Annotated in this window: 20 protein-coding genes and 1 riboswitch; of the genes, 3 read left to right on the top strand and 17 right to left on the bottom strand. The window is 35.8% G+C overall.

Annotated features, from left to right (window positions below; translation table 11 throughout):
* Positions 1 to 28 precede the first annotated feature (28 nt).
* A complete protein-coding gene (locus GYY69_RS02775) occupies positions 29 to 295 on the bottom strand; it encodes a YkgJ family cysteine cluster protein (RefSeq protein WP_174796316.1) in 267 nt (88 codons plus the stop codon).
* A gap of 115 nt (positions 296 to 410) precedes the next feature.
* On the opposite strand from GYY69_RS02775, the gene yeiP reads away from it, so the two are divergent.
* Positions 411 to 983, top strand: coding sequence for an elongation factor P-like protein YeiP (yeiP, locus tag GYY69_RS02770; protein WP_160432338.1), 573 nt, complete (start codon positions 411 to 413; stop codon positions 981 to 983).
* A 14-nt stretch (positions 984 to 997) separates the two neighbouring features.
* Positions 998 to 1894 (top strand): tRNA 2-thiocytidine(32) synthetase TtcA, encoded by an 897-nt coding sequence (gene ttcA, locus GYY69_RS02765; RefSeq protein WP_174796315.1) that lies wholly within the window; start codon positions 998 to 1000, stop codon positions 1892 to 1894.
* Between the two features lie 156 nt (positions 1895 to 2050).
* Here the strand turns inward: ttcA and glnE are convergent, their stop codons facing one another.
* From glnE to rplM, 7 genes are all read right to left on the bottom strand, one after another.
* On the bottom strand, positions 2051 to 4894 hold the full coding sequence (gene glnE, locus GYY69_RS02760) for a bifunctional [glutamate--ammonia ligase]-adenylyl-L-tyrosine phosphorylase/[glutamate--ammonia-ligase] adenylyltransferase (RefSeq protein WP_174796314.1): 2844 nt from the start codon (positions 4892 to 4894) through the stop codon (positions 2051 to 2053).
* A gap of 454 nt (positions 4895 to 5348) precedes the next feature.
* Positions 5349 to 6395 (bottom strand): hypothetical protein, encoded by a 1047-nt coding sequence (locus GYY69_RS02755; RefSeq protein ID WP_174796313.1) that lies wholly within the window; start codon positions 6393 to 6395, stop codon positions 5349 to 5351.
* A gap of 16 nt (positions 6396 to 6411) precedes the next feature.
* The gene (locus GYY69_RS02750; RefSeq protein ID WP_174796312.1) at positions 6412 to 7356 is read right to left on the bottom strand and encodes a CYTH domain-containing protein; all 945 of its coding nucleotides are present in this window, start codon (positions 7354 to 7356) and stop codon (positions 6412 to 6414) included.
* 112 nt (positions 7357 to 7468) lie between these two features.
* Positions 7469 to 7879, bottom strand: a complete 411-nt coding sequence (locus GYY69_RS02745; RefSeq protein ID WP_174796311.1) for a ClpXP protease specificity-enhancing factor — start codon at positions 7877 to 7879, stop codon at positions 7469 to 7471.
* Between the two features lie 49 nt (positions 7880 to 7928).
* Positions 7929 to 8561 (bottom strand): glutathione S-transferase N-terminal domain-containing protein, encoded by a 633-nt coding sequence (locus GYY69_RS02740; protein WP_174796310.1) that lies wholly within the window; start codon positions 8559 to 8561, stop codon positions 7929 to 7931.
* A gap of 344 nt (positions 8562 to 8905) precedes the next feature.
* Positions 8906 to 9298, bottom strand: coding sequence for a 30S ribosomal protein S9 (gene rpsI, locus GYY69_RS02735; RefSeq protein WP_034915459.1), 393 nt, complete (start codon positions 9296 to 9298; stop codon positions 8906 to 8908).
* A gap of 11 nt (positions 9299 to 9309) precedes the next feature.
* Positions 9310 to 9738, bottom strand: a complete 429-nt coding sequence (gene rplM, locus GYY69_RS02730) for a 50S ribosomal protein L13 (protein ID WP_065566227.1) — start codon at positions 9736 to 9738, stop codon at positions 9310 to 9312.
* 278 nt (positions 9739 to 10016) lie between these two features.
* On the opposite strand from rplM, the gene GYY69_RS02725 reads away from it, so the two are divergent.
* Positions 10017 to 10637, top strand: coding sequence for a YrbL family protein (locus GYY69_RS02725; RefSeq protein ID WP_174796309.1), 621 nt, complete (start codon positions 10017 to 10019; stop codon positions 10635 to 10637).
* A gap of 261 nt (positions 10638 to 10898) precedes the next feature.
* Here the strand turns inward: GYY69_RS02725 and GYY69_RS02720 are convergent, their stop codons facing one another.
* The 9 genes from GYY69_RS02720 to queF all read right to left on the bottom strand — a co-directional run bounded on the left by GYY69_RS02720 (position 10899) and on the right by queF (position 23664).
* Entirely contained in the window at positions 10899 to 11582 is a 684-nt protein-coding gene (locus tag GYY69_RS02720; protein WP_174796308.1) for an amino acid ABC transporter permease, read from the bottom strand.
* A 6-nt stretch (positions 11583 to 11588) separates the two neighbouring features.
* The gene (locus GYY69_RS02715) at positions 11589 to 12314 is read right to left on the bottom strand and encodes an amino acid ABC transporter permease (RefSeq protein ID WP_174796307.1); all 726 of its coding nucleotides are present in this window, start codon (positions 12312 to 12314) and stop codon (positions 11589 to 11591) included.
* Between the two features lie 3 nt (positions 12315 to 12317).
* Positions 12318 to 13151, bottom strand: coding sequence for an ABC transporter substrate-binding protein (locus GYY69_RS02710; RefSeq protein WP_446718876.1), 834 nt, complete (start codon positions 13149 to 13151; stop codon positions 12318 to 12320).
* Between the two features lie 172 nt (positions 13152 to 13323).
* Positions 13324 to 13746 carry a nucleoside-diphosphate kinase gene (gene ndk, locus GYY69_RS02705; RefSeq protein ID WP_174796305.1) on the bottom strand — a complete coding sequence of 141 codons (423 nt, stop codon included), beginning with the start codon at positions 13744 to 13746 and terminating at the stop codon, positions 13324 to 13326.
* A 14-nt stretch (positions 13747 to 13760) separates the two neighbouring features.
* Complete coding sequence (gene pbpC, locus GYY69_RS02700) at positions 13761 to 16058, bottom strand: penicillin-binding protein 1C (protein WP_174796304.1); 2298 nt, start codon at positions 16056 to 16058, stop codon at positions 13761 to 13763.
* A 119-nt stretch (positions 16059 to 16177) separates the two neighbouring features.
* Entirely contained in the window at positions 16178 to 21334 is a 5157-nt protein-coding gene (locus tag GYY69_RS02695) for an alpha-2-macroglobulin family protein (RefSeq protein ID WP_174796303.1), read from the bottom strand.
* A gap of 443 nt (positions 21335 to 21777) precedes the next feature.
* Positions 21778 to 22458 carry a 7-cyano-7-deazaguanine/7-aminomethyl-7-deazaguanine transporter gene (locus GYY69_RS02690; protein WP_174796302.1) on the bottom strand — a complete coding sequence of 227 codons (681 nt, stop codon included), beginning with the start codon at positions 22456 to 22458 and terminating at the stop codon, positions 21778 to 21780.
* 46 nt (positions 22459 to 22504) lie between these two features.
* The gene (queC, locus tag GYY69_RS02685; RefSeq protein WP_174796301.1) at positions 22505 to 23161 is read right to left on the bottom strand and encodes a 7-cyano-7-deazaguanine synthase QueC; all 657 of its coding nucleotides are present in this window, start codon (positions 23159 to 23161) and stop codon (positions 22505 to 22507) included.
* Between the two features lie 29 nt (positions 23162 to 23190).
* Entirely contained in the window at positions 23191 to 23664 is a 474-nt protein-coding gene (gene queF, locus GYY69_RS02680) for a preQ(1) synthase (RefSeq protein ID WP_174796300.1), read from the bottom strand.
* A 3-nt stretch (positions 23665 to 23667) separates the two neighbouring features.
* Positions 23668 to 23712, bottom strand: a riboswitch (PreQ1 riboswitch).
* Positions 23713 to 23737 lie beyond the last annotated feature (25 nt).

Genomic DNA, 23737 nt, shown 5'->3' with positions numbered 1-23737 from the left:
GGACTGTTTTGTTAAATTTAGGCAATACTTAACCTTTAGTTAGCTGTTCTAACTGTGTTAAATAATTCATCGCTTGCATTCTATTATTACCGCACATTTCGATGCTAGGTTTTAATCGACCACAAACTGTAGGCCTTGATGGGTGTAAAAATAATTTACATCGATAATTATTATCTAAATGAATGCAAGCAACGCCAGCAGGCTTCCCTTTAGGCATACCAGGAATAGTTGATGAAATCGATGGCGCAATACAACAAGCACCACAGTTTTGCCTGCATTTGAATAAATCTGCCATAGTTTTTCTTTAATTTAAGGTGCTTGAATAAATTTTGATGGTGACAATAGCAAGTTAGCGGTAAAATAGCGAGCTAATTTTTAACTCTTTTTATTAATTGTGAAGAATAAATATTATGGCTAAAGCAAATGAAATAAAACGTGGCGATGCAGTCGCCTTTAATGGCAAATTATTACTGGTTAAAGATATTGATGTCCAAAGCCCAAGTGCTCGTGGTGCAAGTACACTTTATAAAATGCGTTTTACCGATGTCAAAAATGGCGGTAAAGTTGAAGAGCGTTTTAAAGGTGATGATATCCTCGAAACAATTGAACTATCGCGCCGTCCTGTTAGTTTTTCGTATATTGATGGCGATGAATATGTGTTTATGGATAACGAAGATTTTACGCCTTATATCTTCAAAAAAGAGCAAATAGAAGATGAGCTATTATTTATTCCTGAAGGTGGTATGAATGGTATTCAAGTGCTAATGGCGGATGGTGAAGTCCTTGCTTTAGAATTACCGCAAACGGTTGATCTCGAAATTGTTGAAACTTCGCCAAGTATTAAAGGGGCGTCAGCCAGTGCGCGAACTAAACCAGCTACGTTATCAACCGGACTTGTTATCCAAGTTCCTGAATATATTGATAACCACGAAAAAGTTAAAATTCATATTGCTGAACGCCGTTATATGAGCCGTGCCGAATAACCAATAAAACTCTAATGAATATATATAATCAAAATAAACTACACAAACGATTGCGTCGCTTGACTGGCGAGGCAATCGCTGACTTTAATATGATCGAAGAAGGTGATCGTATTATGGTTTGCTTATCAGGTGGTAAAGATAGTTATACTTTGCTTGATATTCTAATTAACTTGAAAATCAGCGCACCAATAAACTTTGAGCTAATTGCCGTTAATTTAGATCAAAAGCAGCCTGGTTTCCCCGAACACGTTTTGCCTCAATATTTACAATCCCTAGGTATTGAATACAAAATCGTGCAAGAAAATACCTATGGTATTGTCAAAGAAAAGATCCCAGAAGGTAAAACAACTTGCTCGCTTTGTTCACGGCTGCGCCGAGGAATTTTATACCGCACAGCCACCGAACTTGGCGCAACAAAAATTGCCCTTGGTCATCATCGTGATGATATTTTAGAAACACTGTTTTTAAATATGTTCTATGGCGGTAAACTCAAAGCAATGCCACCGAAGCTAATGAATGATTCAGGTGAACATATCATTATTCGACCACTAGCTTATTGCAAAGAAAAGGACATTGCCAAATACGCTGAAATTAAACAATTTCCGATTATTCCTTGTAACCTTTGTGGTTCACAACCGAACTTACAAAGGCAAGTAATTAAAGAAATGCTCAATGAATGGGATAAAAAGTTCCCCGGACGCATTGAAACCATGTTCCGAGCAACACAAAATATCACCCTATCCCATCTGTGTGATACCAATTTGTTTGATTTTAAAGGAATTAAAAAAGGTGATCTTGCTGTTAATGGTGGCGATATCGCTTTTGACCGTGAAGATATCACACCAATCGGAGGCTTTGATGCTTCAGAGCTTAAAGATCAAGATATGATTTTATGGAAAGAAGCAAAATAACTCGTTAATATCACCATCGATAATAGTTATTTTTCAATTAATGCCACTAGTGTGGCATTAACTTTTATTTATATTACACAACAAACTTAACAAGCTGATATTTTAAAAAAGTTTAAGATCAGCCATACTTGAAATAAAATATCAATATTTAACCCGTTAAGTTAACCATTTTTGCCAGCATTGGTTGACTATTTGTTTTTCTTGTATAAAAAGTGAGTTATCAACCGTGCTAGGTTGTAATTGTAAGGCTAGTTGATGAATTTTATTGCGCATGTCGATATAAGCTTGTGTTAGCAGCTGTGCTTCATAACTGTTCATGATTTGATAATTTGTCGCAAGTTCTAAAATTCGCACATTATCGCTCCAAGCCGTCATTTTAGGATATTGATGAGCATAATTAAGCACAAGATATTGCGATAAAAACTCAATATCCCCAATTCCCCCTTCGTCAATCTTTAAATTAAATAATTTAGCTTGTGTCGTGCCAAGATGACTTCTCATTTTTTCACGCATTTGCCGAACTTCAGTTTTTAGTGTGTTTTCATCACGCTTTTTACAAAGTACATTATGACGAATTTGGTTAAAGCGTTTTATTAATTTATCTTCACCATAGACTGCTCTAGCTCGCACTAATGCTTGATGTTCCCATGTCCACGCTTCATTCATTTGGTAATCTGCAAACGAATCTAAACTACATGCAAGTAGCCCAGCATCGCCCTGAGGGCGAAGCCTTACATCGATTTCATATAAAATACCAAAGCTAGTACGCACATTAAATAAATGAATAATTCGCTGAACTAAACGCAAATAAAATTGACGGCTATCGATCTGTTTATTTCCATTAGTCATGCTATTGACTGGACAATCGTGTAAAAAAACCAGATCTAAATCAGACCCATAACCTAGCTCCCAGCCACCTAATTTACCGTAGGCAACCACAACTAAGCCTTTATCATTATCGCCCAAATGCTCTGGTTTGCCATAACGAGCAAGCATTTGGTTCCATGCCATTTGTAAAACAAAATCAAGTAATGCCTCAGCCACATAGGTTAAATGATCGCTGACTTTCATGGTTGATAAGACTTGTTCAACATCTGCTGCTGCAATATGCAGTAATTGCATCTGCTTAAATTGGCGTAAAGCTTCAAGTTGTTGTTCTTCATCATCCAACTGAATGCGTAATAAATACTGATAAAGCTGGCTTTTATATTCATTAGGTGCAACGGTTTGGTACAGCGAATTGATATCAATAAGTTCATCTAATAATATAGGATAATGAGCAAGTTGATCGCTAATCATTGGCGATGCACTACATAAACGAATTAACTGTTTTAATGCAGTCGGATACTCCAATAACAACTCTAAATAAGTCGTGCGACTAACAATATTAATTATCAATGGTAAAATTCTTGGTAATACCATTAATGCTTGTTTGTCAGCACAACAAGCTTCTAATAGTCTTGGCATTAATTGATCAAGTATTTCTCGTCCACGAACACCAATTGTTCGTTTACTTATATCATCTCTAAATTGCACAAGCATCTGCCAAAATTGATTTGCCTCACTATCTGAATAGTTAGGTAGTATTGCCATCACATCATTTAATTGTAGATCTGGTACCCAAAGATCATCAAATTGATCATTATGCTGTTTATCATTAGAGGAAAATTCAGGCTCTACCTCTCCAATAAGTTCATTGAATATTAAACGATTAATTTGCATTCGTGTCGATAATTCAGTTGCAAAATCAAACCAATTATTAAAACCCATACTTATCGCTAAACGTGACTGATCAAGATCATCCTCTGGGAGTGTTTGGGTTTGCTCATCACGAATCGCTTGCAATAAGTTTTCGCAACGGCGCAAAAAAAGGTAATTTTCGCGTAACGTCGATACTTCTTGATCGCTCAGTAATTGTTCATTCTCAATGACCTGTAAAGCAGATAATAATGAACGAGTTTGTAGGTTCACCACTCGACCACCGCGAATAAGCTGAAAAACTTGTACAATAAACTCTATCTCACGGATGCCACCTGCCCCAAGTTTAATATTGTTTTTTAAACCACGGCGACGGACTTCACGTTCAATCATGCTTTTCATATTACGCAATGATTGTAAGACGCTAAAGTCAATATAACGACGATACACAAAAGGTTTTAGCATTTGGTAAAGCTCTTTAGCATAAGGTGCTTGCTCATCACCTAGTACTTTTGCTTTAACCATCGCATAGCGTTCCCAGTCACGTCCTTGTTCTTGGTAATAATCTTCCATAGCCGCAAAACTTAATACTAAAGGCCCTCCATCACCAAGCGGGCGCAAACGCATATCTACACGGTAGACAAAACCATCTTCAGTAATTTGATCAAGTGTTTTAATTAAACGTTGACCTAATCGAGTGAAGAATACTGCATTATCTAACTCTCTCCGCCCTCCTTGTGTTTGCCCATGCTCCGGATAAGTAAAAATCAAATCAATATCAGACGAAAAATTAAGTTCTCCCCCGCCTAGTTTGCCCATCCCTAAAATCAATAATGGCTGTGGCTCACCTTGACAATTACAAGGTGTTCCCCACTCTTTACAACTAAGCTCATAGAGCCAATCACGAGCTGTAATAATGATCACCTCTGCCAGTTCACTCAATTGTAATAAAATTTGCTCATCATTGCTGCTATGTGTTAATTGAGACCACGCCAACCGGACTAAAATATAACGACGAAATTGTCTTAATATCTTCATTAATTCAGTTTCATCTGAAACTGCTGTTAATTTTTCACTCAACCAATTTTGGTAATATCGTCTTTCGTCGGCTTGTGGTGGATTTTTTACGATGTCAGAAAGCCACAGTGGAAATTGATAAAAAGCATCCACCAAAAAATCACTGTGTACTAAAATATCAAGATTAGCTTCCACCTCATTTGGGGTGCATTGCTTAAGTTGAAAGGTAATTTTTTGCTTTTGCTGTTCAAGCAAAGTGGAAAGCAAGTGGTTAAGTTCCAACATGGGTAAACTCTCTTAGAAATATTTTTACTAAAAGTAAAATCACTAAAATAGAACCATATTATAAATAACTTTTACTATTGATATAGTATTTTATATACAAAATGAAAACTTGCAGAAAAATAATAGATAATGCATACAAAAAATAAAAACTGTTTCAAGTTATTAGTCTTATCTTTGCCATATCAACAATACACATTTTGGAACGAGAGTTTTTTGCTAAGACAGCATAATTACCTTAATCCTAACAAAGACATGCCATAACAAGAGGAAGTAAAAATTTCAGGTATCGCTCTATATAATCAACAACAATATATAATACAAGACAGTACTACTTATTATAGCGCCACACTTGCTGTGCTTAATGTAAAATGTTGCCATTAATAATAACAGAAATTGAACTTGCTTAATGCCAATTTTACCAGTTCAATTACTGTTAAGTTAATTGGTGTAAGTCCTATTCAGGCGATAGCTTAACAAAACAGGATAAATTAGTTTTTTTACTAAAAAATGCCCTGGCTGTTTTGCGGACAACACCACAACCCGTTACACTTAAAATAAGAAATAATAATATAATATCGGCTATAACTATGACCAGCATTTCATTGTTTGTTAATGAGTTTGCCATCTTATCAAACCATTTTAGACAATATATATTTATAGAGATGACAATTATTGCTATTAGTAATGTCAACATAAAAGCAATAGCAGAACTAAAAATTAATGACTTCACTTGCAATTGACCATTAACTGCCATAAATTTTTTTCGTAAAGCAAAATAACCGATTATATTTATAATCAGCAAAAAAGCTGAATAAAACATAATAATTACAATATTATGTTCAAAGGGGGCTGTAGAATCTAGGGGATCTTTAGGAATGAAAAAGAAATTTAAACAGAACAAGACAATAGCTAGATAATAAAAATTAAACAATAAAATAAATAAAGATAAATGAATTTTTTGACTATTATCTGAGGATAATACAGTCATATCTGACTCTGTTACAAAAGCAGTCCGAAGTAGCTTTATCCCTAAATAAATCGCCACTGTTATCCAAATATAACAAGATAATCTAAATATGCCTATATAGAGACTTTCTATATGGGGAAAATAATATGGCGCTATAGCAGAATATAAAAACCCAAGAACCTGTCGCTCAAATAGAACTTGACAACCATTGATACCTATTATTATCAAAAAAACAATTAAGAATACACAAAGCAGATTCTTTTTATTAGCCCGATAAACCGAATTCTTGTGCAATATTATGGCTGAAGTAATAAAAATTAAAACTAGATTTGCTAGCTGATTAAAAATATTAGGCAAAACTATATGAATAATTAATGATACAAAAGAATCGGCCCAAATATATGGGTTAAGCTTTGCATAACTGAAAACCATGTTGTCAACAAGAAGTTCTCGCCCAACCAAAAAAGTGCTATCTAGCACCCCATACAACAGTACAAACAAGAACGGTAATTTAAAAAAGGAGAGTTTTGTCATTTTACTTTTCATTCAATTAATTAACAGTTAGATTTGCAATCAATATTAGTTTCAACTTTGTATTGATCTCACTAAAAGCAAATTCTTTTACAGAGTTAATGGACGATAATGCCATTTGCCATTGAGTAAATTCAGGTTCAAGAGGAAGATATTTATCTATTAGAATATAATTGATTTGATTTAGTGTCTGTTGGTATAGTTCCAGATCATTAACTTCTAACGCATACTCTTCGTTTTGTTGCCAAAACTTTAATAGCTGCACCAAATCTTGATGAACTTGTGGATCAAACTGGCAGATTTTTAATGGCGCATTTTTGAGTAAGCGATAACCTCTAGCGGCTTTACTTTGTGAAAAAAGATGCAAATTAAATCGACTTAATTCAAGCGCAAAATTGAGTAAATCCTGCTTATTACCTTGTTTGATCTCTAATTCGACCTCTTGAATTATTTTAATTTTTCCATTTGAGTGAATTTCACCTTGATCTAATGCTATTTCAATTTCGCTACTTGCAAACGAAATTAACCAAACTTGACGTTTAAAGTCAGTCGAAAATAACGGTAATAAATCTTGCTGTAATCGCTCAATATCACAATTATCAGGCAATGCCGAATAAGGTAATACGGTTAAATCAGGCTCTGAATTAGGCAAATCAGCATTAAACTCAGCTCGCTCGTGTAAACCCGCAATAGTTTTTTTATCACGTTTCAAGGTGATTTCAAAATGAGTTATCGTGCTGTCATTGCTTGTTCTGACTCGTAAACCACATCCATGATGACGCAAATAATAGTCCACTGTATCATAATAGGTGTTACAAAGTGTTAATTGCGAGAATGTACGTTTTTGATTTGATATTGCAGAAAACTCTAGCTCATCAGAGTGCGCCCATTGATTTAAATAAAGTTGCAACGCAGCAATATCACTATCATTTATTTCAAACTTTAATTCAATTTCGTTACTCATTAATCTATTTTTTATTCGTTACTATGATTCATCTATTGTTTAGTTATTATGTAAAGCAATCAATGACGGACAAATTAGGCATTAAATAGCACTTCGTGAACTAGATTACCAATTACTTTACGACACGAAATGGATTAGTTGGCTTAGGTTTGGATTGTTCGGATTGTTGAGTTGAGGCTTCACGCTGAGCATGATATTGCGGCTCATCTTCAAATCCCATGCCAACGCCATTTTCGCGTGCATAAATAGCCTCAATTGCAGCCATCGGCACCACAATGTGTTGGGGTACGCCAGAAAAACGAGCATTGAATTCAATTTGTTCATTAGTAGATAAATATTGACCTACCGATTGCGGAGCAATATTTAACACGATTTGATTGTTTTGGATAAATTCCTGCGGCACCAATACACCATATACCGAAGTATTCACTACAATATAAGGCGTTAAGTCGTTATCTAAAATCCAATCATAAAATGCCCTAAATATGTAAGGGCGACGCGGGGTCATTTGCTCAAGTTCCATTAAGGCCACCTTGTCTAAAATTTTCGTAAATAAGGATAAATTTAATTGATTAAGATCTTATCTTTTTTTCTTCTTCAGTTAATGAATTAACAAAAGCAGGACGTTCAAAAATTCGCGCCATATAGCCTAAATAATTCTTTTCAGCTATTTTTGGTAATTCAATGTCAAGCAGAGGTAATCGCCAAAGTAATGGCGCAAAGTAACAATCACTTAATGTAAAATCATCACTCATAAAATAATCTGCTTCTTTAAACATAACCGAGATGGAAACAAGATCATCAAGAAGATTTTTTCGTGCTGTTTTAGCTGCATCGCTATTAGGATCGGCAATGATTGTTTCGTAAGCACTGTACCACTCTTTTTTAATTCGATACATCGTTAATCTAGAATTCGCTCGAACAATCGGGTAAACTGGCATTAATGGCGGATGAGGAAAACGTTCATCAAGGTATTCCAATGCAATATGTGGTTCATATAACGTAAGATCTCGATCAATTAAAGTTGGAATTGAACCATATGGGTTAAGATCCAATAATTCTTGAGGTAAATTATCTGCCGTTACAAACTCTATTTCCGCAGTTACCCCTTTTTCTGCCAGAACAAAACGGATCTGATGTCCGTAAATATCTGTTGTATCACAAAATAATGTCATCACAGAACGTTTATTAACAGCAACAACCATATCCACTCCAAATATATAAAATTAAAATAAGTTTTATTGATGACCATTCTAACAAATTGAATAACAAATTTGTTAAAAAAAATGAATTTTCTTACGTTATTTTCTTGAATAATACAATATTGAAAAAAAGTTTCAGAAAAGCATACGTTTTAATATAAAAGATTGCCAAATGAGTTAGATTCGTCAAATTTAAGAAAATTTATCTGTTTGCCGATAGCTTTTCATCATTCCAAGTCACTTAATCAAAAAAAGGAATGTTTTTTAATAGACAAAAACCAGCATAAAAAAACCCAGCCAATGCTGGGTTTTTGAAACAAAGTTGTAACGTTTTTGTAATATCGAAATTAACGTTTGCTGAATTGTGGACGACGACGTGCTTTGCGTAGACCCACTTTTTTACGTTCAACTTGACGTGCATCACGAGTAACGAAACCTGCTTGACGTAATGCAGAACGTAAAGTTTCATCATATTCCATTAATGCACGAGTAATACCGTGACGAATTGCACCAGCTTGACCTGAAATACCACCACCTTTAACCGTGATATAAAGATCAAGTTTGTCAGTCATTTCGACTAACTCTAACGGTTGCATAACAACCATACGAGCAGTATCACGACCAAAGTATTGCTCTAATGAGCGTTTGTTAATAACGATGTTACCACTACCTGGTTTGATAAATACACGAGCAGCAGAACTTTTGCGGCGACCTGTACCGTAATATTGATTATCAGCCATCTTTTATCCCCTTAAATATCTAATACTTGCGGTTGTTGTGCCGCATGATTGTGCTCATTACCAGCATAAACTTTTAGTTTACGGTACATTGCACGACCAAGAGGACCTTTCGGTAACATGCCTTTTACAGCAATTTCGATAACTTGTTCAGGATGACGTTCAATCATCTCTTTAAAAGTCGCTTCTTTAAGTCCACCGATGTAACCAGTATGACGATAATAGATCTTATCAGTACGTTTTTTGCCTGTTACAGCAACTTTTTCTGCATTGATAACGATAATATAATCACCTGTATCAACATGTGGTGTGTATTCTGCTTTGTGTTTACCACGCAAACGGCTTGCGATTTCAGTAGCTAAACGACCTAACGTTTTACCTGCTGCATCAACAACATACCAGTCGCGTTTAACTGTTTCTGGTTTAGCTGAAAAAGTACTCATTCGTAATTATCCAATTTTTAATTAATCTCACGTTAATAAATCACTTGATTTATTTACACTTTTTGATCGAAACTATTAATTAACTCACCCCTTCGAGTGGCCATATTAATGTTGACAATCGAAAACAACGTTGGGAAGAACGTTGTCGTAACGTGGGTGGCAACATTATACAGAAATAATATAAAAGCGCTAGAGTTAAAAAGAAAAAATCATGGCGATAAGAAACGCTTACTGTTAAACTTTCACTTAACATTAAATAACGACACATATTGATATAAATGGACAATACAATTCTACTTTCTAAAGACGATTATATAGGCAAAGGGTTACACCGCAAATGCTATCATCATCCAATAGATCCTAATAAATGCATTAAAGTTAATTACAATGACGGCGCAGAAGAAGAAACAAACCGCGAAATAGCTTATTATAAACACATTATTAGGCGTAATATTGCATTTGATGCATTAGCAAAATATTATGGTCCAGTTTCAACCAATTACGGTAAAGGCCATGTTTTCGAGCTTATTCGAGATTATAATGGTGAAATAGCCATACCACTAGAAAAGTACCTTGCTGATAATAAATTAACTAAACAATATTATGATGATTTAGTTGTATCATTAAAAAGTTTAAAATCAGCTTTATTAAAAGATCGCATTATTACAATGACAATCAAAAGCAAGAATATCTTATTTCAGCATTTAAGTGCAGATAAAAGCCGCTTGATTATTATCGACAATATCGGTAATTCAACCCTTATCCCTATCGCTAATTATATTTCTTTTTTTGCGAAAGCTAAAATTGAACGAACTTGGCAACGTTTTTTAACATCAATTATTAAAGAAAATGACCACAATAAATTAATCACACGTTTAGTTGAAGATGTGAAGCAATGATACAAAATTATGCAATATCATCTTTCACATTATCGAGTCTATTTTTTTAAGGTAAATAGGTAATGATGTACTTTAACAATACTTAAACCAAGCCTAATGCTGTTATGCTTTCAAACCATGCGAAAAGGCTTGGGTTGCTTTTTCGCTTTTAGATTCATCTAAATTATTAATAAGTTAACTTAAAAACTTTGAGAGAACCTTAATAAAAATGCTTTATTTAATAATTAGATTAATGTGAACAAAAATAAATATAACAAAATGTCATTTAAAACGAAATGATCGGCATTTTGGCAAAATCGAAACAGCAAAATCAAACGATGCGCAAATAATAAAATAAACAACAATAGCAAATAAAAAGATCTCTGTTGGATAAACCATACTACGATTATTAACTTGAGTAGCTATAAAAGTAAATTCCGCCACCCCAACAATATAGGCCAAAGACGTATCTTTAATAAGCGATACCCACTGATTGACAAAAGACGGCAACATCATTTTAAGAGCTTGTGGTAGAATGATAAATAAAATAACTTGCTTCTTAGTCAACCCTAACGAAAATGCTGCTTGCCATTGTTCTTTAGCCACCGCAATCATACCGGCATGCACTGAATGACCAATATATGCAGCGCCAATTAAAGATAGTGCACATATCACCGTTGCGATAGCTGGCACATCAACATTAAGCAATACAGGTAATAAAAAGTAAGTCCAAAAAATAAGCATAATAACAGGGATTGCTCTTAAAAAACCAAGTATACCGACTAATAAATAGCGCACTGTTCCTTTTAAGACAGTCAACCCTACACCGGCCAAAATACCTAACAGCGTTGAAACGATAATTGCAGCAAAACTCATTAATAACGTTAAAAAAATGCCTCCGGGAAAGTTTCCCCACATCATATAACTTAAATTGTTATAAATAACCTCTAAACCTTTAAGTTCCATAATTGATTACACCTTACCTATTTGTAATCGTTTTGCTTGATAAATATTACCTAAAGTTCCAACCATCACTATTGCCAAAATATATAATAAAGTCGCAATGGCAAAATCTTGAAAGGTTTTTAATGATTCGGTTTCGACTTGACGTGATACATAAGAAAGCTCTAACACACCAATAGCCATTGTTAACGATGAATTTTTGATAATATTCATATACTGACCAATTAAAGGCGGAAAGGCAATACGAAAGCTTTGCGGTAAAATAATAAATCGCATACTTTGCCACCAAGTTAACCCTAATGCTAATGAAGCCTGTCCTTGCCCTTGCCTTACACCAGCAATGCCGGCTCTAAACTCTTCGGCAATAAAAGCACTGGAATAACAGGTTAAACCAACTAAACCAATCATAAATTCAAAGGAAGGCATTTTCAGTGAAAAAAAGGACAACGAAATTTGTGGTTCATCAAATAGCCATAACTTAAATTCAACTGGTAATAAATTACCCACACCAAAATACCAAAAAAAGAGTTGAGGTAATAATGGGGAATAACGAAAAATTGCGTTATACGCCATTACAATCCTTTGAATAATCTTAATCGGGCTTTGTTGAGCAATAACTAATAAAAAACCCAGTAATGTTGAAAAGACGATGGTAAGCAATGAGATAGCTAACGTAACTAAAAAACCATCCCATAACCACCACCAATAACGGGATTGAAGTAATTGCTCGTGCATAACTTACTGACCTTTACCTATTTTAAAATCACCACGAGGCATGGCTGATGTGGTTTCAGGTCCAAACCAACGATTATAAATTGTTAACGCCTGACCATCTTTTTCAAGTGTTAATAAAATTTGGTTCACTTTTTCTTTCAAGCGATCTTCTCCTTTTGGTATACCTACTGCTTGATATTCTTGGGTGATACTAAATGGCGAAATTTCAAATGCTGCACGTTGTTCTTCAGGTACATTAGCGAGTAAACCAATTAATTTGGCATCATCTTGAGTAATTGCCTGCACAACACCATTACGTAATGCCGCAAAGGCAAATGGCGTATCATCATAAGAAATCACTTTAGCCGTTGGGTATTTTTCACGCAGTGTGATTTCCATGACCGTACCTTTATCGGCACCAATTCGAAGGTTCTTTAAATCATCGACTGATTTTAAAACACCTTTTTTTGCTATAAATTTTTGACCAGTCGCAAAATAAGGCAGACTAAAATCAACAGTTTTTGCCCTTTCATCAGTTACAGTAAAGTTAGCAACAATTAAATCGGCTTTTTGGGAAGTTAATAGCGGAATTCGATTGGCTGGATTAGTTGGCACAAGATCAATTTTCACATTCAGTGCTTTAGCTATTTCATTGGCATAATCAACATCAAGACCAACAATTTTATTGGTCTTTTCATCAACATATCCAAATGGCGGGTTGCTATCAAACACGGCTATTTTGATTTCCCCGCGTTTTTCGATGTCATCAAGGCGATCTGCGTAAGCTGAATTTGCACCTAACAAACTACTTATTAATGCGACCACTGTTAGTGATTTAGTCAACAATTTCATCCTGATTCTCCCAAATAAAGGTTATGTTATTTTCAGTTAAAGTCTAACAACAAAGAACTGAATGAATAAATAACAAATACTCACATGGTTATAACTTAAAGTTATATCGTTCATGTTTTGAAAAAGAATCCTAGAATAACGGTAATACGCAATACAACAGGTATTTTATAAAATTAATTTACCCAACTATCTCACTATCGACAAAAAAGTAAGCAATTTCTTTTTCGGCCGCGGTTAAAGAATCTGAACCATGTACGGCATTTTCGGTCATGCTGTCAGCAAAATCGGCCCGCAAAGTGCCTGCAGTTGCTTTAGATAAATCAGTCGGTCCCATCAATTCCCGATAACGCCTAACAGCATTTTTTCCTTCTAGAACTTGAACTACTATCGGGCCAGATATCATAAATTTAACTAATTTATCAAAAAATGATTTACCTTGATGCTCTATATAAAAGCCTTCAGCTTGCTCTTTCGTTAATCTAAGCATTTTTAGGGCAATGATGTTAAGTTTTGCTTGGCTGATACGGGTTTCAATTTCACCAATCAATTGCTTTTTAACTGCATTGGGTTTGATGATGGATAATGTTCGTTCAATAGTCATATGCTTGTTCCTAGTTAATCAAGGGTAAAGGCCAGTCGCGAAATTTGCCCGCTTTGGTCTAATAATAATAGATGATGTAAACCTTTTTGAGTTACCGTTATAGCAACTTTTCGATCGTCATGCATTTGCTCAATGAGGTCACCATCTAAAAACCACCATTTATCACCTATTCCACCTTGTGGTGTTACATCAATGGTGACACCGTGTTGCCCTGGCAAACGCTTTACTAATTGGTTATCCCGTAATCCAATAATATTCAGTGGCAAAAAGATATCTTTACCAAATACAGGACAATTTTTATCAACCTCAGGGAGCAACGATTGCCTACGCTCTTTGGGTAACAGCCAATTTTCTAAAGCGATCGGCCAAAGTGCAATCTGTTTTTTATGCGCATTATTACAATCTGCAGACACCCGTTTTCCTTCATCATTGACCCAGATCGTCACCCACCCTGAACGGTAGAGATTGTTATTAAGCTCTGTAAGAGTATCAAGCGTTGGGGGAACCATGTTATTTAATATCCAAGCATTTTTCTGCCGGTGACAGTTTTCATCGTTTGCTGGCAGGACTTGCCCTGATGGCCAACAAATTTTTTCTGAAGTCACCGTTGCCGGTTTTGTTATTAAGGGTAATGATCGATTGAGTCGTCGCTCTTTATTTAATAATAACGAGTTAACCTGTTGTAAAATCGGCACTGCGGTAATACTGCCATATTGTCCAACAACAGGCGTTCCATCTGGACGACCAACCCAAACACCAATTAAATAACGAGGGTTCATACCAACCGCCCAAGCATCACGATAGCCATAACTAGTGCCTGTTTTATAGACAATTTGATGATTATTAACTAGCATCTTGCTAGTGATCCATGCGCTGCCATCGCTAATAAATGGCTTACTTAACAATGGTTCATCTTGCGTAAAACGTAAAGGGCTGACTTGTCCATGACGAGCAAAGGCACTATAGGCACTGACCAAATTATCCATTCTTAATGATGCACCACCTAATATATACGAAATATTAGGGTTATTACCAGTAGATACCAGTGGCAACCCAACACTGGCAAGTTTTCCAGCAAACCGTTTTGGACCATAGAGTTCAATTAACTGAACAGCGGGCAAGTTCAATGAATTTTTTAATGCTTCTGTAGCACTGATTGGACCATAAAAATCTTCATCAAAATTGGTAGGGCGGTAATCAGAACGGATTCGAGGCGTATCTTGCAATAGCGATTCAGAATGAATCATACCATCATCAATCGCGAGTGCATACATAAAAGGCTTTAATGTCGATCCAGGTGAGCGAAGCGCACTTACCATATCAACCTGTCCAAATCGATCTTTATCATTAAAATCAGCTGAACCTACATAGCCTTTTACTGACATATCGGTATGATCGACAACTAAAATAGCCAGCGAAGTTTTGGGTGGTAACTGGTTTTTCCGATTAGTCGCAATATCTTCAAGACTATATTGAAGAGAGTGATCGATATTTGAACGGATTATATCAACATCAGGATATTGCTGACTTAATCTACGAGCTAATAAAGGCGCTAGTTGTGGCTTTTTACGAGGATAAACCCATATATCTTCTTTTCGAACTTGCTCTATAATATCGGATGACCATACTTGATATTGAGCTAATCTTGCTAAAACCTTTTCTCGAGCTTGTTTGGCGCGCTGAGGATACCTATCAGGACGCAAGCGGCTAGGAGCTTGTGGCAATACCGCTAATAAAACCGCTTCGCCACGTGTTAACGCTTTTGGTGCTTTACCAAAATATGACCAGCTCGCAGCCCCCAAGCCTTCGATTGTTCCCCCAAATGGTGCACGGTTGATATATAAAGTTAAAATTTCATCTTTGGTAAAATGTAATTCAAGTTGTAGCGTTCGAAATATTTGTTGTAACTTTCCAGCTATGGAGCGATCGTGAGGATCAAGCAATCTTGCAACCTGCATCGAAATAGTACTGCCACCTGAAATAATTTTTTTATTGGTGATGTTTTGCCAAGCTGCCCGCATTAACGATGCGGGGTTAACACCAAAATGATCATAAAAATGGCGATCTTCATAATTTAGTAACACATCAAGATAATCATTGGGGACTTCATCTAAGTGAATTGGATACCGCCAAACGCCATTTTCATCAGCAAATCGCCAAAGTGGCGTACCATCTTGCGCAAGGATTGTTTGTGTGGATTTATTTGTTGCAATCGACAATGGAAATAAGTGATCGGCAACAAAAAAACTGCCTATTAACAATAAGATGAAAGAAAAAAAACAAAACAGAATGTTAAGCAGGTACTTTTTCATTTTGTCAAAAACTTTCAGAAAACCCTACGTTTTAGTATAAAAAGATACCGCTAACTTTCGTTAGCGGATAATCAATTTGTTTATATTATTAGTCATCAATCTGAATCGATGTATAAATACTATTGTTGCTTTGGCTTATTAGGTTCTACATTGCGTTCAACAATCGACATAACTTCAGTGGATTGACCAATTGCAAACCGATCCGGGCGATACATTGATTCAACATAAGGGTATGGAATCATATAATTACCTGCCGTCACAGCCCTAACTAAATAAGCAACACGAGTGCGATAAGTATCTTCACTCATATAATGATTAATATCAACGGCTGCGACGTATCTATCATCACGAAACTCTTGATATTTAACATCATTGCTATCTTCATCTTTCAACAAATTAGCTAATTCAGGGATCGCCTGTAAACTAACACTGCTGTTAGTTAGATTTTGGTTTTCTAATTCAAGACCAGCAGGTAAAAAGTCAACAATTAACGCATCATGAATAGCTTCTTTATGCGAATTAACATCTAATACAACTGCCATTAAATCTCCCACCTTCATTTGATCAGGTTGAATTTTATTACCTTTCAAATCATAGTAAGTACGTTTAATCGTTAATACATTTTCATCACTGGTTGGCGCGGGGGCATTTTTACCATAGCCTGACACTGTGAATTTGATATAAAGCGGCTGTGCGTCTTGTGGATTTGAAATCGTTAAGCCACTTGCTAAATTAACAAATCCAAAAGAACGCGATAATGTCGAATCAACCTGATTTGACTGTGCATTAATCACAACATTAAACTTGTGTGAAGATTTATGTTGATCTAATGACCAGCCTGCTACAAATAATGCATTAAGTTCCTGTGTTGAAAAATAACGAGTATCATTAAGTAGATCAGATAAATGAATTAAATAATCAGCTTGTTTATCAACACTTAACCCGTTTTCAATCAACAATGATAAGACTAACGCATTATCACGAATCGCACTACCATATTCGCCAAGCCAAGCATATTGATTATCATAATTGGTTGTAAATACTTGTGGCATCAAGCTGTTATAGACGTTGTCAAAACCAGCTAATTTAGCAGATAGTGCTAACTGAGCAACAGGTAATGGTGACAACACCTTAAAATTACTTTCTGTGATTTGTTGAGACATTCGATTGATCTCATTACGCATTGGTACCGTGATTTTATTTTGTTTTGCAAGCACTGCTAAAGCATACGCTTTAGTAGCAAATTGCGTATAATCGCTTATTTGTGAATTTTCATAATAGTTGTGTAAGCTATTAAATGCATTAGCATCATAAATATATTGGCTAATACGAGAAATAGCTGCACTAAGCGCATCGTTATTAATATTATAACCACGTTCTTTAGCTTGCAATAAAAAGTCGGTCGCATACACGGTTAACCAATGTTCTTCAGCACTCTCGTTATTCCATAAACCAAAACTACCATTATTACGTTGCATTGATAAGATTCGCGAAATACCTAATTGCACTTTTTCACGTCGCTGTTCATCCGATTCAGTTTTAATTCCCAAAGCTGCAAGCTGTTTTTGGTTTGCATATAATGACGGCATTAAGCCACTAATGGTCTGTTCCAAGCAGCCATATGGATAGGCAAATAATTCTTTAATATATTGAGCAATATTAAGTGGCGGTTGATCTGATATGATCAATTTGCCATCAACCGTATTTTCAATCATCTCAGCAATACTATCTTTAGGTAACTGCCAACTTTCACCACCATTTATTGCTGCCGCATAATATTTTGTTGTTGCGGCATAAGCAGGTCTAACACCAACCTTCCATGATCGTTTGATCTGGTAATCAGAACCATCATCTAACAAAATCCCTTTGACATTAATGGTTACAATACCTTGTCCATAGCCATAATCAGCAACAATGGGCACTTGAATAATTTGTCTTTGCTTGCTATCAAGTGTTGCTGTTACAGACTTAACTGCATTTTGATGAATCAAACCATCCGTTGAAACATCAACCTGCATTGTTTGCGTTTTTTCGGTTAGATTATTAAGATCTAACGCCAAAATAGCCTGATCACCACCCGATAAAAAGCGTGGCGTCGATAATTCAGCAACCACTGGCGATGCAACGGTCATCGCTTGTTCAGCCTTGCCATAACGACTATCGTCCCATGCTTGTGCCATGATGCGTAATTCGCCATTAAAATTAGGCAAAACTAGATCAACAACACCTTCACCTTCATCGTTAAGATCAATAGGTTGTAATTGTTGAGCCACAACATTGACTTCAGTTAATGCTTTTTTGCCTCCTGCTCCCGCTGCGCCAAGCATAGCATCACCACCAAAGCTCACATTTACATTGCGCCCTTTACCTTCAATCAATTTGCCGTATACATCGTAAAGATCAACATCATAACGTTTACGACCTAAAAACGCGCTGTAAGGATCGGGTGTGGCAAAATTGGTAATATTCAACACTCCTGAATCCACAGCCGAAACCAATACCGTTACCTTACGATCTTTCTGGATTGATTTTTTATCCAATTTAATTTTTATTGGAATGGTTTTTTCAGGCTCTGTCTTCGTCGGTGCCTCAATACTCAAATTTAATTGGCGATTAGAGGTATCAATGGGTAAATAAAGCAACCCTATTGCTCGTTTAACCGTTTGTACTGTTGCATCGGTTGATGGACGAATAATCATCGCATTAATATAAATATCATGACGTCCCCAATCTTGAATTGGAATTTCGACATCAAGGCCGTTTTCATCAACGGTAATATCTTGTTTCCATAACATACCGCCATTGGTTTCAAGGGATACATACCCCGATCCCGCTACAGGTGCTTGTACATGTATTTTAGCGGTATCGCCAACTGAATAAGCTGTTTTATCAAGGCTTAATTTAACCTGATCTGGGCGAACAGCATTGGTACCATTAGTGTTATCTTCCCAATTGTAACCACTTCTAAAACGTAGACTACTGGTGATGTTATTTTTAGTATCGACAATTTCAATACGATAAGAGCCATAATCATCTGTTTGGTAACTTACTTTGGTTGTGCCACTGGCATCAATAGAAAGCGGTTGTTCTTGCGCAACAAATTCACTTGAATTGTATTCTTGATGCCATCCAGCATCGTCAGACCAGCTCCAATAATAATTACGACGTTCACGAATAATTCTCGCCTTTAAATGATTTGCAGCCAGCTTCTCGCCATCGATGTTAACATAGGCGACTTCAAACTCTGCATTAGTCCCTTTATCAACTGTCGGACTGGTTTCGTACCGATCCGAAGACCAATCATAATAAGGCGATTGAGAAAACAACGCCCGCACTGCTGGCATTTGTAGATTTGGCCAAATAGTCTGACTAGCATAACGTGTAACAGGACGTCCCCCAGAATCAAGTAAACTAGCTTGCAAAATAAGTTTAATTGGAGAGGCCAATTTACCCCAATTGTTAGTATCTACCCCAACTTTTGCGATCCCATTTTTATCTAAAGTCGTCTCAATATTATCAAGTTGATGAGCAAGATTACTGTCAGTCACATCACCAATTTTATAATCGGCAAGTTCAGGAATTGAATCGATCTTCTTAACATAAACATGCCCCTCTAAACTATTACCTGCAGCAGGAGCACCATAAAGGTACCAGCCTTTCACATCAAAATTGATACTTTTATCCAACATAATAGGTTTATTTGATGCGGGCGTAATTTCCATTCCCATGCGCTCTGGCAAAAATTCTTCCACACGAAACCACGCATAACGGTAATTATCGTCGCCTAAATTAAAACGAAATACCCATTTACCCGTTGCCGCATTGGCGGGAATAATATATGGCCATTGATATAAACCATTGGAATCAGTTTGAGCATCGATAGTGAAAGTTTCAACAATTTGATTATCCGGAGACATAACATCAACCACAATAGGTTGAACAGGCAATGGCTTACCATCGGCATTACGCAAAAGCGCATTAAAATAGACCGTTTCTTGAGGGCGATATAAGTCACGAGGACCAAAAGCAAAAAGTTGTTTTTGATAAAAAGCCGAACCCGTTAAGTTATATTCGCTTAAATCTAATGCACCGCGATCCAAATTTAGCAACGAAATCTGTTTGCCATCATTGGCGGTAAGTAAGCCATAATCCATACCTCTTGGTAAAGCCACTTCAGCATAACCTGTGGCATCCGTTTTAGCTGAAATAGTTGTACAGTTTTTATTGCTATCTCGAATACTTTTGGTACATAGCACCGATAAATTAATATCAGCAAGCGGTTTGCCATTGTCGAGTCTATGGGTAATTACTGATAATTTACCGTTTTCATAAACATGTACAGCAATACCAATATTACTGATCGTAAACAGCGATGCAGGATTTGAATAATCATAGCTTCCTGCTTGACTCATAACTGCAAGATAAACACCTTCTTGCTGAAGTTGTGGAATGGAAGCAAGGTTAAGTAAAACAGTTTCTTGCGAATTACGTTTTGGATTCAGATCAAACCGAGACGTATAGACTAAATCAGTAAATTTATTAATATTCTTTGCGTTCCAACTGGTCATTTGGTTAATAAAACCATAATCAGCAATAAAATCAGATAACTGTTCAGGTTTAACTTTAAAGAAATTAACATCAATTTTATCCACATTAAGTGTGGTAACTGGCAAACCACTCATTGATTTACTTGGCAACAAAAAACCACTGCTAGCAAATCCCACCATCGGTTTGCGATCTTGGGTTTTAATTTCTGTTTGGTAGACTTCTTTTAAACTGTTGCCATTAATTGCTGCTAACATCTTATCAATTGTCAGTTCTAATTTACGATTTGGTTCAAGATATCGATGTCTTAACTCTAATCCGTTATCTGACAGTTCCCAAGTACCGTCAACATTGCCAGCTTGGCGATCAACTAAACGAAGCAAATTAGAAAAATTAAGATTAGGGTTTAAAGGCACTGAAAAGGTAATCACCAATGTACTTGAACCATCAACAATAACTTCAGAACTATCAATAACGGTTAACGCTTTATCATGATATTTTTCGATTAATTCAGGGGTTGGATTAAAAACAGGCTTTGCTGATTCATCTTGCGCTATTTTACTTGCATCATTGGGATCGCTAACATGGGCTGTTTCGTTATTATCAATCAATTCTGTTGCTGGTTGTGTGATGATTTGTTCAGTGCTTGCACTCTGCTTAGTATCATTATTATCACAGCCAGCTAATACTAACAGCAAGCTTAATACAGCTAAATGTTTTACTAATCGCATTTTCCACCCCGTATATAATTATTATTATTTGCTGATCTTCTTTATCTAAAATTTAATCACATATTATGTACTACCCTTTACCTTTTAGCAAAGAGTGTTTAATAAGGTTTGATAATTTTTTGTATAAAAAAGGAGTAAATAAAAAATCTATAAAATCAATATCTTTTCTGACTGCTTTTTGCAACAACCTATATCAGCTCTCGGCTTATTCTGATGCCAAATTAATGGCCCTATTCGCCTTTAGGTGTTGTGAAAAATTGGAATGTTTTTCTATAAAAATTGTTCAGGTAGATCCTTGATTTTAATTAAGTTGATTTTTAATAATTTTCAATTAAATCAAGTTGTTATGGAAATGTTTTTCAGTATTAAACATAAAACTCATCTAAAATAATAATGAGTTTTATGATTGTTCGGAAGAATAACTAAAATTTAGATTTTAATGATCAATTATTTTTGGGCGCTGAAACTAATTTTTTTAGGATAAAATTTAACATCACTCCATAAAGAGGCAAAAAGAATAATCCACAAATCAGAATTTTAAAACTATAGTCCATTAACGAAATTTCGGTCCAATGATTTGCCATAAATTCATCGCTACTTTGATAAAATGCGATAGCAAAAAAGACAATAGTATCAATACCATTACCAAAGATTGCTGATGCAGTTGGTGCAACCCACCATGATTTATTTTTTCTTAAATAATTAAAAACAGTGATATCCATCAATTGCCCAACCAGATAAGCGGCAAAACTCGCTAGCGCTATTCGAAATACAAAACTATTAAATTCGGTCAATGCCGACAAGCCAACCCAATGCGTCTCAAAAAATAATACCGAAATAAGGTATGAAAATAGCAATGCGGGGATCATAACCACAAAAATGATCTTTCTTGCCAAACTTGCACCATAAATTCGAATGGTCAAATCGGTGGTTAAAAAGATAAATGGAAAAGTGAAAGCCCCCCATGTGGTGTGAAAACCAAAAATATCAAATGGGATTTGGACTAAATAATTGCTTGAAGCAATAACTAAAATATGAAAAAAAGCCAACCAGTAAAGCGCTTTTTGCTGTTGTCCACGGGTAAAGTTTTTTTCTATCGATTCGAAATGATTCTTTAAATACATCTTTTTTCCTTTTTAATGGGGTGAGAGAACCCAGTTATTAATAAATCTATCTAGCCCTAGCCATATATTCTTGCAAGCCCTTATCGCGCAGCAAACAACTAGGACACTTGCCACATCCTCCTTCAACCCCGTAATAACAGGTGTGGGTATATTGTTGGACATAATCAAGATAGCCCAGTCTATCGGCCATTTCCCATGTTTGTGCTTTGGTCAAATACATCAGTGGTGTAATAAGATTAAACGCATAATCCATGGCTAAATTCATCGATACATTCATTGATTTAATAAAGATATCGCGACAATCTGGATAGCCACTAAAGTCGGTTTCACAAACTCCAATAATAATGTCAGAAATGCCCTGCTGCTTGGCATGGCAGCCAGCTAAAAGTAAAAAGAGCATATTACGCCCATCCACAAAGGTATTAGGATAATCGCCATCTTGAGCCGATTTAATTTCTTGTGAGTCGTCGATGAGCGCATTATTCGTGGTTTGTTTGATAACTGATGTATCAATGACAGTTTGCTTTATACCTAAATCTTTAGCGATCCATTTGGCTTTTTCAAGCTCAATTGCATGACGTTGACCATAATGAAAGCTGATTGCCTGAACATTTTCACGTCCATAATCAGCAATGGCTTGCAGTAAGCAGGTAGTTGAATCTTGCCCGCCAGAAAATATAACGAGTGCTTTACGAGTTTGCATTAACAGTTCCTGTTTGGATGGATTATAAATTAGCGATTATCCACTTTTTCTGGATACATATCGTGATTAGCTAATCGATTTGCCGCAACTTGTTGCCAATGGGTATCTGATTTTCCATAGTTGGCATAAGGATCAATCGAAATACCACCGCGTGGTGTAAATTTTCCCCAAACTTCAATATATTTAGGATCCATTAATTTAATTAGATCTTTCATGATGATATTAATACAATCTTCGTGATAATCACCATGATTACGAAAGCTAAATAAATAAAGCTTTAGCGATTTACTTTCAACCATTTTGATATTGGGTATGTACGAAATATAAATCGTTGCAAAATCAGGCTGACCAGTGATAGGGCAAAGGCTAGTAAACTCTGGGCAATTAAATTTAACAAAATAGTCGTTATTCGGATGTTTATTATCGAACGTTTCGAGTATTTCAGGACAATAGGTTGTAGGATAGCGAACAGACTGATCGCCTAGTAGTGTAATTTTACTCATGATGTTTCCTTAGTTTTTTAGCGTGGGAGGTTTACGAACCACGTAACAAGCCGCACACCATACTCTTTTTAAA

This window comes from Gilliamella sp. ESL0250, from assembly GCF_013345045.1.
GTDB lineage: Bacteria > Pseudomonadota > Gammaproteobacteria > Enterobacterales > Orbaceae > Gilliamella > Gilliamella apicola_H.
This window is presented reverse-complemented; position numbering and strand designations above follow the sequence as displayed.